The following is a 13,876-nucleotide window of genomic DNA, read 5'->3' as shown; positions in this document are numbered from 1 at the left end:
TATAAAGATGCACTATAAAGATGCACTATAAAGATGCACCTTCTCATTCTATTACTTGGAGCGGCATGAACAATAATGATAATCGGATGCTTCGCAGCGATTTTTGGGACGGCCTTCCGGGGCATTGCCGTTCGGCGCGTCGCCTCGACGCTCCTCCGGACAACTGGCTCGGTCGTCCTCGGGTTTCGGTTTGTGCTTTCCGGCGCGAGAACTTTATAATTCTTTACACTCTACCCTTTAACCCTTTTCTCTATTCTTTTTTCTTACCCTTTTCCGCCTACGGCGGATCGAGTTTTTTTTCAAAAATGGTACGACTAAATATAGTATGCAGGCAGTCTCGTATTTTGTCAACTAGTCTCTCAATAAACTTGGGGATTGGGAAATTGTAGAGACGAGCCATGACGCGTCTGTACAGGAGTAGGAGAAAGAAGTCATAATTGAGATGCAATCGTAGCATTAGTATAACTGAAAATCATATCTAATTCGACCATAGCCTCTAGTTCAGCAGCTTCTTCTGGTGTCAGTCAATCAGCTTTTTTTCTATCTAGAAGTTCTTGCATCCGTGAGCCTAACTCTTCAGTAAATTTGAAAAGATTGAGATTGGTCACTTTTTCAACTCGAATACCGGATGTTAACCACGATGCTAGGGGCGCAATGCCTTGCGCCCCTACGGCTGTGGTCTATTTACCTGAAAATGGCTGTAAAAAGCTATCCCTACGAAACCTGGTACGTTAAATCCACCAGTCGGGCTAAAGATGGGCTTTATATCTGGCTCTTCGCGTACTTCTCCCTTCCTCAATTACGACTTACCGGAAGGGTCTGCTGCATGAATCAATTCTGGTTGTTGAGTTTCACGGCGTTGGATAATTTGTCGAGCTGATGGTCTATGCTGGCGCTTAAACTCACCAAGCTGTACGGGCTGACCCGTTTGTGCTGAAGTGTAAATAGCACGGATAATGCGAAGATCTGCTAATCCCTCCTCACCTGATGGTTCTGGGTTTTGCCCACTCAGCACACAGTCTGAGAAGTAGACAATTTCTGCTGCAAATTGGCTTCCTGCAGGATACGATTGTTCCTGTGTTTCATTGTTGATAGTGATTTGTTGCTTCAGTTCTCCCTGATAGGAGTATGCCGAGTCCATCCGCAAATCGCCTTTTGTACCCACTACCTGGAGGGTCGAAACTGGTGCAGCGCCAAAGCTAGAAGTAAAGGTTGCTAGTCTCTCTCCAGGAAAACGCAGAATAGCACTGGTCATTTCATCAGCTTCGTCAAAACGCTTTTCGCCTTTGCTTGCACTTGAGGCTAAGACTTCAATAGGTTCATCTTGAAACAGATAGCGGGCAGCATTGATACAGTAGACACCCATATCGTAAACTGTACCGCCACCATTGGAAATTGGCTCTAATCGCACGTTGCCTTCAACAACCTGTTGAGTAAATACGGAGTTAAAGATACGGGAATCGCCAATTTTTCCAGAATTGATAATCTCTACTGCTTGCATATTTGCTTTATCAAAGTGCAGGCGGTAAGCAATCATCAGTTTGATGTTGTTATCAATAGCCGCACGAATCATTTGTTCGCACTCTTGCTCTGTAACTGCCATTGGCTTCTCGCAAAGCACATGAACTCCAGCATTTGCCGCTCGCACAGTGTAATCGCAGTGCAAGTGGTTGGGCAGTGCAATGTAAACTGCATCAATTTCACCGCTTCTTAAGCAGTTGTCATACTCTTCGTAAGAGTAAGTCTTAACTCCATACTGCTTGCCTAGTTCTTCACGCTTAAATGGGTCTTCAGAAAACAAGGCGACCAGTTGTGAATTTTCGGCTTGGGCAAACGCAGGTAGGACTGTTTCTTGTGCAATCCAACCCAATCCCACAACAGCATATCGGACTTTGTTATTTTCGGTTGCCATAATTTCTTCCTATGTTTAAATAACTGATTGGAGACAAATCCTTGGCAATTTGCTGCCATGTTAAGCCAGCATCGCTTGACAGGAAAATCTGACCATCACTAGTCCCAAAAGCAGCGAAATTTCCTGAAGAGTCAAGGGTTCCCGTGTTGATATTGTTTGAAAACCACTCTGGTAGACCTTGCTCGCATTTCTCAAATGTCCCCGGCTGGTTGAGTGGACGGCGGTAGATTGCTGCCTTGCTACTACGAGGACCCGTAGAAGCGGTCATTAAAATGGTTTCTCCACACACTGCCACGGCTCGTGAGTAGGCAGCGTGTAAGTTTGTGCGGTCGAAGCTCCAAGAATTCCCTCTATCTCTACTTATCGCTAACCCTTCCGCCGTGGCTGCTAGCACGAGATCGGGACGATCTAAAACAGTCTTTACTTCGTGGACATCGGCATGAACGTCGATGGTAGGTTGCCAAGACTGTCCCCGGTCGTTAGAGCGCAAAATGCCGCCGACATGCACATTTACATAGATTTCACCGGATTGACCTACTGCCATCGATCGCACATCGGGCGGACCACCCCACGGCGTATACCACTCAGATCGTCCTTCAACTGACTCAAAACAATTGAGGCGATCCGTCCCGCTGTCAGCAATGCGAATGAGACAGGCTTTAGAGGTTCCTACCAAAACCTCACTCTCTATTGGTAGGATACAGTTTAGTTGCAAATCATTTACTGAAGCGACTTGATGCCATTCGCCGTTAGGGTGACGATGCCATACGGAGTTGCGATCGGCGATCGCCCACAGCCCATCAGAACTTGAAGCAACAGCCGCAATGGAATAACCTTGAAGTTCAACGTGCTGTTCGGAACCGAGAAACAACAAACCCTCAGATGTTCCTGCTACCACCAAAGGTTTATGCATGAACTGCTCGGTATTGGTATCTGTATCTGTTTGCTTATGCGCGATCGGTTCCCAGATTTGCTGTGCAATATTATCCATAACTTGAACCTCCTGATTCATCGATGCTGCTAGCGTGGATTGGCATTTGTCCTTACCAACGTGAGTCTGTTCCGCAGCACTGGCTCTAGATCTAGCGTACTGAATTCATTCAACGAAGAACTCAGCCATTAGCATGAGGATCGGCTATATCAAGCTAAATCCCAAACGATTTAAGGCTTTTCAGTGGTCTTGACTAAAATAGTTAATCATAATACTGAGTCAATACTTGTCGGTTAAGCCTAAAAATACGAAAACACGTAGGTTGGTTTGAGGAACGAAACCCAACATTTACAGACATTTATTGGGTTTCACACACGGGTTTACCAACCTACAATTTCCTTAACCGAGCAGTATGGAATACTGAGTCTGGCAAACGGTAGAATTTAAAGATAACTATAATATTTTTCAGTAATTATCGTGATACTCTCTGTAGGGATATATGAAACTTTATCCTCTCACTTCTGTTGACAAAGTTAACCCTGTAAAGAACATCATCAGGATTTAGATATGTCAAAATTCATGAAAAATTGTTTCATTGCTTTACTAGCGGGAACTGCTCTATGTGTGACTATGGGTGTACAAGGAGCAAAAGCAGACTTGATTGATAGTGATTTAAGAGAGTGCGACAAAGCTCAGGCGTTCGGAATATTGACTCCTCAAGGAGTTGAATACTGTAAAGAAGTTCTTCGACTTAAGCAAGAGAGAGACTTGAGGGATTATCAGCTAAATATTTTTCCAGAGACAATAAATAATCCTAACAATACACAGAGGCAGTTGCGCGACAATCCTAAAATCCAACCCTTAGAACCTGGGATTGGAAACAACAGAAATTGGCAAAATCCTTAAGCACTCAATCTCATAGAAACAACTTATCCTTGCTGTAGAAACAGCTTGAAGCTTTTGTTACGTTACAAAGGGGGTTTCACCGATACGGCTCGCCTCCGGCACTGAGAAGCTACTGAATATACCAGTTATGAGTAGATTTTTTCAGGTTATTTGTAGGTGCTTAACTGGCAGAAGTGCTAACAAAAGGGTTGAGTTGCAATTTATACGAATCCCTATTAGGGATTGAAACCTTAACCAATCCCCAGTAACCCCTGCCGTCCTCACGTTGCAATTTATATGAATCCCTATTAGGGATTGAAACTAGCCCTACCTACAGTACTTAATTTCACAAATTAGATCGGATAGGATTGCTATATGCTGAATTTTATTTTGGCTAGCTTTGATACAAATGTTAAATTTTTTATATTCTATAAACCCAGAAATTCGTGCGCCTATTGCAGTTAGTTTAGGAGCAATTCCGGGGGCATTGAGTCGCTATTATCTTACTGTATTATCAGCTCGATGGTTTGGAAATAGCTTCCCTTATGCTACTTTTTGGATCAATCTCACAGGAGCGTTGGCTATGGGTTTTTTCGTGACTTGGACTTTGGAAAAAACTATCACTTCTCCTGATTTGCGCTTACTGGTTGCAGTAGGTTTTTTGGGTTCATACACGACTTTCTCAACTTACTCTCTGGATACGATGGCGCTTCTACAAACAGGGAATTACGGAATAGCGCTATTTTACTGGATGGGTAGCGCAGCGTTGGGTGTTGTTTGTGTAGAACTCGGAAGCTTTTTAGCAAGAAAATTATTATAAAGATGTGAAAGCCATAATAAAAACTATTTGGCTATTCAGTAGTTGTTAGTTTAGCATAACAAGTACTGAATAGCCACTATTTATTACTTTTTTACATTCATGACTAAGTCGGTGGGCAACAAACTGTTGTCTCATTGTCTATCATTTGGTGGCGATGGTAGAAATGTAAAACTCCATCCACACTTAGAACAGATGAATTTTGTTAGGCGCTTGTGTTCGCAATACTCATACCCATAGAATACATTTGGTGAATTGCAAGCAAGACAACATTTATTTTGATTAATTAGATGTGAATAAACTAAATTGAGTTCGTCTAGAGAATATTGCCGTATCATCTCTTCCTAAAAAAAAGTATTAATTACCCTTTCATTGAAATTCCAGCAAAGTTTAGGAATGCTGACATCTTGCACCTTCTTAATAAGGCGTGGTGGGCTTTAGCCCTACCTACGAAAATCTCAGCTTTTCAGCCTATGATTGCATAGTTAACTTGTATTAGTATCTAAACTCTTTTGTGAATGTAAAATCAAGTCGGAAAAGTCGGAAGTCGAAGTCGGAAAAGTCGGTTTATTAAAAAAATGTCTCTAAGTGACAACCAGGGCTTGAGCAATTGATTTAGTTCCTATGAAATTAAGGAGAATTCCAAAGCTAGTTGAGCCAACAAGCAGGAAACTTGAAGAACTAAGGCTTTCGGTTTTTTCATAATGTTTTTGCCCTTTATCAAACAATATAAATATGGAAACATTGTTTGTTAATATAAATCAAGTCGGAAAATCGGGTTTGAAAATGAGATTGAGTATCTAATACGAAGATTTTTATAGTAACAACTTATACGTATATTTAGCTCTACCGTATGCTCACAATCCCAATTATCGAATTATTCAACAGCTTTACTCAGGTTCCCGCAGCCAAGTATATCGAGCTATATGTGCGTCCAACGAACAAGCGTAATTCTTAAACTACTCTGTTCGGAGTACCCTACCCTAATCAACTGATGCAATTTCGCCATCAGTACAATATTGCTAAAAATCTCACATTACCTGGAATAATTAAACATCTAAGTTTAGAAAAATACGAAATAGTTATTTATTAGTTTTAGAAGATTTTGGAGGCATTTCCTATCTGATTATATGCGTGTTAAGAATGAGAGAGAAAACTTTTCTTTTTCCAACGCTTTAAACTTAAATCAATTTCTAGATATTGCTATTCAGATTGTTCGGATTCTAGAAGCCCTACACCAAAATGGCATTATTCATAAGATATTAAGCCGCAGAATATTTTAATAAACCAGAAAGTCAAGAGATAAAAATTATTGATTTTTGTAATTCCTCTCTTTTACCCAAAGAAAACCCAGAAATTATAACCCTAATGTATTTGAGGGACTGCTGCTTATATGTCCCCAGAACAAACAGGACGTATGAATTTAGGAATTGACTATCGTACTGGTTTTTACTCTTTAGGTGTTACTTTTACGAATTGCTAACCGGACAACTACCTTTGAAAGTACGAAGCAATGGAGTTAGTCCATTGTCACATTGCCAGGATACCAATTTCCCAATATCAATTAATCCAGCGATAGGAAAGGTGTTAAATGATATTGTCCTGAAACTGATGGCAAAACGCCTGAAGAACGCTATCAACTGCTTTAGGATTGCGGGTAGATTTAGAAAAGTGTCGAAAAACAACTTGTAGAGAAAGGTAATATTACACCATTTTAAACTTGCTCAAAATGATATTGGCTCCCGCTTTATTATCCAGAAAAACTCTACGGCGAGAAACCGAAGTAGCTACACTGTTAGCTGCTTTTAACCGAGTGTCACCAAGAGAAAACGTGGAGATAGAACCAACTCATCAGTGCTCTACCTTAGCAGCATATAGCACAATTCAAAATCCCAAATCTCAAATCGAATTGATGTTAGTGGCAGGATTTTCAGGTATTGGAAAAACGCAGTCGTTAATGAAGTCCACAAGGCATAGTACGTCAAAGGGTTATTTCATTAAAGGGAAATTTGACCAATTTCAGCGCGATATTCCCTTTTGGCTTGGGTACAAGCATTACAGAATTTAATGCGACAACATTTTGCTGAAAGCTTTATTCAAATCGAGACATGGAAAGCAAAAATATTAACAGCTTTGGGTACGCAAGCTAAAAGTGCTGGTTGATGTAATTCCCGAATTAGAACTTTTGATTGTAAGCACCTGATATATCAGAATCAGCAGGAAATGTGGGACAAATCGCTTCTATCTGCTATTTCACAAATTTATTCAGGTGTTTGCGACAAAAGAGCATCCCTTAGTGATTTTTTTAGATGACTTGCAGTGGCAGATACAGCTTCTCTAAAGTTGATGGAATTGTTAATGAGTGAAACTATACAAGTTATTTATTTACTTATTGGTGCATACCGAGATAACGAAGTTTCTGCTACCATCCTTTAATGCTAACCTTGGATGAACTAAAAAAGTTAATGCTAGAGTAACAAAAATTAGCTTAACTCCTCTCAATAATCCTCTCTGAATTGTTTAATTAGTGATACGTAAACTATTCAAAAAAAACATTGCATCCTTTAACGGACGTTGTATGTGATAGAACAAGGGGAATCTTACTTTGCAACTCAGTTACTCAAATCTCTTCACGAACAAGCTTTAATTTACTTTACTTGTAAAAAAATAAGGGAGTTTGGCAGTACAAACCTTAACGAAATTAAAGCGATTTATACCAGCGATAATGTGTTGAGTTTATGGCAAATCAGTTGCAAACACTGCCTGTCAATACCTTGGATGTTTTAAAATAGCAGCTTGCATTGGTAACTCCTTTGATTTGAATACTTTAGCAATTGCTTCTAGGCGATCGCCAGACGAAATAGCCACTGCATTGCTCCGAGCATTACAAGAAGGCTTAGTCATTTCTTCAAAGCAAAAATTACTTTTTAAAAGACGATGAGATTTTAAAGTTAAAGAGTCAAAATTTACAACAAATTTATTATAAATTTGGACATGACCAGTGCAACAAGCTGCATATTTTCTAATCCCGAGCTCAAAAGAGTTAACTCACTTAGAAATTGGGCAATTACTTTTAACTCATATTCCGCAAGAGGAACGAGAAAAAAGAATTTTTGATATTGTCAATCAGTTAAATTATGGATGGGAATTACTCAAAATCAAACTGAGCGAGATGAACTAGCTCAATTAAATTTAATCGCTGGCGTAAAGCTTTAGCTTCTACTGCTTATACTTGCTGCTTTGAAATATTTCCATTTTGGCAAGAAACTTTTAGCAGCAGACAGTTGGCTTCATTTATATGACTTAACACTGGCATTGTATGAGTCAGCAGCAGAAGCTGCATATCTCACTGGTAATTTTGCAGAAACATCTGATTTGGTAGAGATAGTGCTGCAACAAGCTAAGACAGTGTTAGATAAAATGAAAGTCTATGAAATCAAGATTAAAAATTATCAAAGTCAGAATAAACCACTAGTAGCGATTAAAATTCCCTAAGTGCTTTAGCACTTTTGGGAATAAATCTTCCGGACAACCCAGCGAGTTAGATGTTCGGTATAGGCTGAGAAAATGAGGGCAAACTTAACTCTTCAGAAGATTGAGGAATTAATTGACTTACCGGAAATGACAGATATTGAAAAGCAATCTGCTATGCGAATATTTTCAATTATTACTTCTTCTCTGTTTAGTACCAATATTGAGCTATTATCGCTGTTTATTCAAACAAGTCAATTTATCAATTCAATATGGAATTCTTTAGAGTCTGCGATCGCCTATATTAATTATGGATTAATCCTCTGTGGCAGATTGGGAGAAATTGATTCTGGTTATCGATTTGGTCAACTTGCTTTAAATCTGTTGGATAAGTTAAAAATCAAGAACTGAAACAAAATTATTTTTTATACTAATGCATGGATAAAACATTGGAAAGAGCATCTCAAAGAGACATTAAAAAATTTTTGAATGCTTACACTAATGGTTTAGAAAACTGGAGATTTACAATTTGCTGCTCTTTCTGCTTACTATACTGTAACACTTTATTTCTATGGTAAGGAACTGTCACAAGTTCAGCGTGAAATGCTAACTATGGTGAAGTTCTCACTCAGATGAAACAAAAAGCAACTTTAGAGAAGTTGCAAATATATGAATATGCTGTGCTCAAATTAACGGAAGTCAATGACAAGATGACAATAAAAAATTGATACTCGATCGCCCAATCGAAATTAATCACAAAACTGCATCATGCCAAGTATACGCAGTCAGCTTATGTTAAACTATTTGTTTAACAATTACGTTAAAGCTCTGGAAAATGCGGAAAATGCTGAAAAACTTTTAGCTGGTGTAAACATCTACAATAGTTGTTTCAATTTTTTATTTCTACGATTCTCTAGTTAGGCTAGCAAATATTGCGATCGTTCAAAAGACGAACAAAAAAATCTTCTGAAAAGGTAGAAGCCAATCTGGAAAAAATGCAGCGTGGGCACATCATGCTCCTATGAATATTTGCACAAATTTGATTTAGTGAAGGCAGAACAGCATCGAGTTCTGGGTGAAAACGTTCAAGCAATGAATATTATGACAAACTATTGCCGAAGCAAAGAACATGAGTTCTTAAATGAAGAAGCTCTTGCTAACGAACTAGCTGCTAAATTTATCTAGCATGGGAAAAGAAAAAATTGCCAAAGTTTACTGACTGAAGCTTATTATACTTACTTTCACTGGGGTGCTTTAGCCAAAGTAAAAGATTTAGAAAATGCTATCCTCATTTACTAGAGCGCATTGAATTTGATAAACAAGGTAACTCTGATGCCAATGGCAAAGTTAATAAAATTAATACGGCTAATGCTATTTCTAACTCTAGAAAAGCTTCAGAAGCTTTAGACTTAGCGGGGTGATGACAGCTTCTCAAGCTATGTCAAAAGAAATCAATTTAGAAAGCTTGCTTCTACTTTAATGCAAGTAGCTATCGAAAATGCTGGAGCTTCTAAAGGCGCACTTTTCTTGCACGAGCGGGTGATTTAACTTTAGAGGCGATCGCTCTTTTAGAACCAGGGAAGCAGAAACAAAAAATTATAGTCAATCTGCAGCCATCAGTAGCAATCCCTGCGGAAGGCTACACCAACCCCCAAAGAAATACCGCCAGCATCATTAACTATGTTGCACGCACCCAAGAAATTCTATTACTTGACGATGCTACCATTGAAACGAATTTTGCAAATGATGTGTATATCATCCAACAACAACCAAAATCATTTTTATGCATTCTATTCTAAACCAAGCCAAACTAATTGCATCCTCTATCTTAGAAAATAATCTAACTGTAAAAGCTTTATTCCAACAGAGTGGAATATTAAAGTTACTATCATCTCAAGCTGCTATTTCGATAGAAATGCCGTATTTACAATAAATTAGAACAAAAAGTTAAGAACGTACTGCCGAATTAGAGATTGCTAACAAGAATCTGAAGCAGCGAACCATGCTAAAAGGCTTTTATTGCTAACATGAGCCACGAGTTGCGAACACCTCTGAATGTCATCTTAGGATTTTCTAACTTAATGAGGAGTAATAGCAACTTATCGGCAGAAGAACAAGAAAATCTTAGTATTATTAATTCCAATGGGGAACATCTGTTGAATCTAATTAACCAAGTGCTGGATCTCTCAAAATTGAATCTGGACGAATGACACTAACGAAAGTAACTTCACCTTTACTACTTACTAGCCGATGTGAAAATATATTTTCTTTCAAAGCTTAGAAGCAAGGGTTAAGTTACTTTTTGAATGTGCTGAAAATGTTCCTCAATATATTTCTACAGATCAACTCAAGTTGCGGCAAGTCCTAATCAATTTGTTGAATAATGCCATTAAATTTACTCAAAAGGAACTGTATCTTTCAAAGTAAAATTGATAATCCACTAGAGATATTGCTGCCAAGTATCTACAGTCTCAATGTCAATCATCTTTGAAGTTGCAGATACAGTGTTGGTATTGCTCCTCACGACTAGAAAATTATTCAAACTTTTGGACAAACTTCTTCAAGCCACAAGTACAAGAAGGAACAGATTGGGATTAGCTATCAGCGTCAGTTCATTAATTAATGGAGGTCAAATAACTGTAATCAGTGCGGCAGAGCTTTTACACCAGATTTAGAAAAATTGCGATCGCTTCTCAGAGAAATTTCATAACGAAAAAACTTCTTATCTATTCTTTACACAACCTTCATATTTGATATTAGACCTAAAGTTATTGATAGTGCCGAAGTTGAAAACAAATCCCTACCTATTCGCGTTATTGGTTTAGCTCCCAATCAACCAAAATATCGAATGTTAGTCGTTGACGTAATGAATACAATCGTCATTACTACTTAAATTTTGGGACGCTTAGATTTTGAGTGCGAGAAGCAAATAATGGTCAAGAAGCAATTAAAATTTGGGAGCGTGGGAACCCATCTGATCTGGATGGATATGCGAATGCCAGTTATGGATGGTTATGAAGCAACTAAACACATTAAAAGCACGACCAAAGGTCAAGCTACAGCGATAATTGCTATTACTGCCAGTGTTTTAGAAGAACAGAAAGCGGTGATTTTGTCAACTGGTTGTGATAATTTTGTTTCGCAAGCCATTTCAAGAAAAAGTCATTTTTGAAATCATCGCTCAACATTTAGAAGTTCGTTACATCTATGAAAAAGAAAACTTACCTCATCAAGTTCTTAATTTACCTGCGAACCGTTGAATTTCAACGAATTTTGACAGCTATGCAAAAGATTGGATTGTGCAATTACATAAGCCTCTCTTGATGCTGATTCCGAACTGGTTCATCAAATGATTGATGAAATTCCGAAAATTCACACATCACAATTCAAATACTTAGAAAATGGGTTAAATACTTTGATTTTGAGAAAATTCTGGATAGGGTGGAATATTTTTAGATAATTAACTGATTTTTTCTAAATTTATTAAATTTGACAGAATCGCCGAACATGATTAACTTTAAAATGACGGGCATCAATACTTGTCAGACAGGTAAACAATGAAATTACGTAGGTTGGGTTGAGGAACGAACCCACTTTACAAGCATTTGTTGGTTTCCCACTTAAAATTTTTCATAAATCATTTATGATTCCTATATAAAAATAAAATTGTTCAGCATCTATGAGTTAACTATGAACTTTGAAAAAGCCTTATTATTAGTAGAATCTCTCTTAAAAGAACAGACGGGAAAGCAATTAACAGATCCAGAGAAGGAAATTTTAAAAGCTGCTTGGGAAAATCAGCCTTACAATAATATTTCTGACAGCTTGTACTTGAGCGTAGGACATATTAAAGATTTAGCTTATTTGTTATGGAAGCGCATTTCAGATGTCATGAAAACGAAAGTTAATAAAAGTAATTTTCGCTATCTATTAGAAAAACAAGATCTTACAGAAAATTATCCTCCCAGCCAAATGGAAGAAATTGATACTGAACAAACTAAAACAGAGCAACCGAGTATTTTAATTGTTGATGATTTGGTAGAGAATTTGCGGTTTTTAACAGAACTTTTGATGAAGCGAGGATACAAAGTCCGCAGTGTCACCAATGGTAATATGGCATTAAGAACAGCTGCTAATAACCCGCCAGATATTATTTTACTAGATATTAAAATGCCAGATATTGATGGTTATGAAGTCTGCAAAGCCTTGAAAATGAATAAAGTTGTTTCAGAAACACCTGTCATTTTCTTAAGCGCACTTGATGAATTGATTGATAAAATAAAAGCCTTTCAAGTTGGAGGAATTGATTATATTACTAAACCTTTTCATACAGAAGAAGTCCTCGCTCGCATTCAAAATCAAATAACAATTCAAAAACAAAAATCAGAACTAAAACAAGCAATTGAGCAACATCAGAAGACAGCAGAAATTCTCTATCAATCTCGTAGCTTATTAGCTAATTTATTGAACAACTCACCGGATGCAATTGCAGCTATACAGGCAGTGAGGAATCCGATTAATGGAGAAATTGATGACTTTTTCTATTTAGTGGTTAATCCCGTTTTTGCTAAATTATTTGGAGAAAAACGAGAACTGCTTTTAAGTATGTCAGGAGTGAAGAACCAGATCGAACAGCTGAACTCAGAATTGTTTGATACATTAGTATGGGTAGTTCAGACAGGAACAACCATCGAGAAAAGAATTTACTGGAAAAATGGTGAAATTCAAGAATTGTATAACTTTACTATTGTTAAGTTTGGAGATGGCTGTTCGATTACTGGACGCGCATTGGCATCTAATGCGAAATCTTCATAAGATGGAAGTTAGTGCCGATGCTGCAAGGCAGCCGCTTCGCGAACGGCGCTAACTTGTAGGTGGGCTGCTACCGCCATTTCTGTCGCGTAGATTGCTTCGGCTGCTAAAGAATCTACACGGTTGGTTACTTCAGCAACATTGGTAGTGAGTGCGTCTACTCTTTGGTTGACTGCGTTGATATTTTCAGTTAGTTGCTGGATATTTGCTACCAGTACATCGATAGTGGCATCATGTCCCAGTACTGTTTCGCCAACGTTGGCAAACAGATTAGTGACGAACTTATAGCAAATTTCAACTTGGTGAGGTACAAAAATTACCCCCCTCTGTCCCCCCGATGCCTTGAGGGGATGAAAGGGGGCTGTACCTCAATACTACGTAGGTTTTGCTAAAAACACAAATTCAAGGTAGGTTGGGGAGCCACAAAAAGTGCGGGGGTTCCCCCCGTTGAGTGAAGTGGCGTTTGAGGAACGAAACCCAACATTTATCAGCATTTGTTGGGTTTCGCGCTTCGCTCAACCCCTACTACGATTTCCGAGATCCCTAATAAATAAATAGTGGAGGTTTTGGTTATGGGAGTTTCGATTCAGGGTCTATTTGAAACGCATCTAACGGTGAGAAATTTAGCAACTTCAGTCGCCTTCTACAGAGACACCGTTGGGCTTGAGCTGGCTTATCTTCTAGATGAGCCTCGCGTTGCCTTCTTCTGGATCGGAGGACGCGGACAGGCAATGCTAGGTGTATGGGAAGTGGGCTACGCTCCAAACGTAATGTCCCTGCATTTGGCATTTACAAGCACGGTTGAGCAAGTTCTTGCCGCTCCATCTGCATTGAAAGCCGTTGGCGTTGTTCCCAAAGGATTTTATGGCGAACCTGTTGAAGAGCCAGTCGTCATAGGATGGATGCCCGCAATTTCTCTCTATTTCACCGACCCTGATGGGCATTTGCTGGAATATCTGGCGATGTTGCCACAACAGCCGTGTCCCGAAGCAGGGGTAATCCCTTATGGTGAATGGAAGGCAATGCAACAGTCACAACAGGCGTAAAG

16 protein-coding genes and 1 pseudogene are annotated in these 13,876 nt (G+C 38.7%); 13 read left to right on the top strand and 4 right to left on the bottom strand.

The window, feature by feature from the left end:
- Nucleotides 1-431: 431 nt before the first annotated feature.
- From F7734_RS62950 to F7734_RS01000, 3 genes and pseudogenes are all read right to left on the bottom strand, one after another.
- Nucleotides 432-656: pseudogene (locus F7734_RS62950) on the bottom strand (hypothetical protein).
- Nucleotides 657-799: 143 nt separating this feature from the next.
- The gene (locus tag F7734_RS01005; RefSeq protein WP_155742966.1) at nucleotides 800-1,912 is read right to left on the bottom strand and encodes a Gfo/Idh/MocA family oxidoreductase; all 1,113 of its coding nucleotides are present in this window, start codon (nucleotides 1,910-1,912) and stop codon (nucleotides 800-802) included.
- On the bottom strand, nucleotides 1,896-2,903 hold the full coding sequence (locus F7734_RS01000) for a hypothetical protein (RefSeq protein ID WP_155742965.1): 1,008 nt from the start codon (nucleotides 2,901-2,903) through the stop codon (nucleotides 1,896-1,898). Before F7734_RS01000 ends, F7734_RS01005 begins: the two co-directional genes overlap by 17 nt.
- 507 nt (nucleotides 2,904-3,410) lie before the next feature.
- Between F7734_RS01000 and F7734_RS00995 the strand changes: the two genes are divergently transcribed.
- The 4 genes from F7734_RS00995 (at nucleotide 3,411) to F7734_RS00985 (ending at nucleotide 6,613) form a co-directional block, all read left to right on the top strand.
- Nucleotides 3,411-3,749, top strand: a complete 339-nt coding sequence (locus F7734_RS00995) for a hypothetical protein (protein ID WP_155742964.1) — start codon at nucleotides 3,411-3,413, stop codon at nucleotides 3,747-3,749.
- A 388-nt stretch (nucleotides 3,750-4,137) separates the two neighbouring features.
- Entirely contained in the window at nucleotides 4,138-4,548 is a 411-nt protein-coding gene (crcB, locus tag F7734_RS00990) for a fluoride efflux transporter CrcB (protein WP_155742963.1), read from the top strand.
- A gap of 1,127 nt (nucleotides 4,549-5,675) precedes the next feature.
- Entirely contained in the window at nucleotides 5,676-5,828 is a 153-nt protein-coding gene (locus F7734_RS60480) for a hypothetical protein (RefSeq protein ID WP_166481656.1), read from the top strand.
- Nucleotides 5,829-6,274: 446 nt separating this feature from the next.
- Nucleotides 6,275-6,613 (top strand): AAA family ATPase, encoded by a 339-nt coding sequence (locus tag F7734_RS00985; RefSeq protein ID WP_155742962.1) that lies wholly within the window; start codon nucleotides 6,275-6,277, stop codon nucleotides 6,611-6,613.
- Between the two features lie 698 nt (nucleotides 6,614-7,311).
- Here F7734_RS00985 and F7734_RS00980 read toward each other — a convergent pair.
- The gene (locus tag F7734_RS00980) at nucleotides 7,312-7,449 is read right to left on the bottom strand and encodes a hypothetical protein (RefSeq protein ID WP_155742961.1); all 138 of its coding nucleotides are present in this window, start codon (nucleotides 7,447-7,449) and stop codon (nucleotides 7,312-7,314) included.
- Nucleotides 7,450-7,546: 97 nt separating this feature from the next.
- Between F7734_RS00980 and F7734_RS00975 the strand changes: the two genes are divergently transcribed.
- The 9 genes from F7734_RS00975 to F7734_RS00930 all read left to right on the top strand — a co-directional run bounded on the left by F7734_RS00975 (nucleotide 7,547) and on the right by F7734_RS00930 (nucleotide 13,874).
- Entirely contained in the window at nucleotides 7,547-7,726 is a 180-nt protein-coding gene (locus tag F7734_RS00975) for a hypothetical protein (protein ID WP_155742960.1), read from the top strand.
- 59 nt (nucleotides 7,727-7,785) lie between these two features.
- A complete protein-coding gene (locus F7734_RS00970) occupies nucleotides 7,786-8,040 on the top strand; it encodes a hypothetical protein (RefSeq protein WP_155742959.1) in 255 nt (84 codons plus the stop codon).
- Nucleotides 8,041-8,112: 72 nt separating this feature from the next.
- Nucleotides 8,113-8,427, top strand: coding sequence for a hypothetical protein (locus F7734_RS00965; RefSeq protein ID WP_155742958.1), 315 nt, complete (start codon nucleotides 8,113-8,115; stop codon nucleotides 8,425-8,427).
- Nucleotides 8,428-9,018: 591 nt separating this feature from the next.
- Entirely contained in the window at nucleotides 9,019-9,201 is a 183-nt protein-coding gene (locus F7734_RS00960; RefSeq protein ID WP_155742957.1) for a hypothetical protein, read from the top strand.
- 598 nt (nucleotides 9,202-9,799) lie between these two features.
- Complete coding sequence (locus F7734_RS00955) at nucleotides 9,800-9,949, top strand: hypothetical protein (RefSeq protein ID WP_155742956.1); 150 nt, start codon at nucleotides 9,800-9,802, stop codon at nucleotides 9,947-9,949.
- Nucleotides 9,950-10,490: 541 nt separating this feature from the next.
- The gene (locus F7734_RS00945) at nucleotides 10,491-10,691 is read left to right on the top strand and encodes a hypothetical protein (RefSeq protein WP_155742955.1); all 201 of its coding nucleotides are present in this window, start codon (nucleotides 10,491-10,493) and stop codon (nucleotides 10,689-10,691) included.
- A gap of 221 nt (nucleotides 10,692-10,912) precedes the next feature.
- Nucleotides 10,913-11,188: a response regulator gene (locus tag F7734_RS00940; protein WP_243146601.1), complete on the top strand. Its 276-nt coding sequence runs from the start codon at nucleotides 10,913-10,915 to the stop codon at nucleotides 11,186-11,188.
- A 518-nt stretch (nucleotides 11,189-11,706) separates the two neighbouring features.
- On the top strand, nucleotides 11,707-12,831 hold the full coding sequence (locus F7734_RS00935) for a response regulator (protein WP_207713966.1): 1,125 nt from the start codon (nucleotides 11,707-11,709) through the stop codon (nucleotides 12,829-12,831).
- A gap of 569 nt (nucleotides 12,832-13,400) precedes the next feature.
- Nucleotides 13,401-13,874, top strand: coding sequence for a VOC family protein (locus F7734_RS00930; RefSeq protein ID WP_155742954.1), 474 nt, complete (start codon nucleotides 13,401-13,403; stop codon nucleotides 13,872-13,874).
- Nucleotides 13,875-13,876 lie beyond the last annotated feature (2 nt).

This window comes from Scytonema sp. UIC 10036, assembly GCF_009725235.1.
Note: the sequence above shows the minus strand (reverse complement) of the source record. Positions and strands in the feature narration are given on the sequence as shown.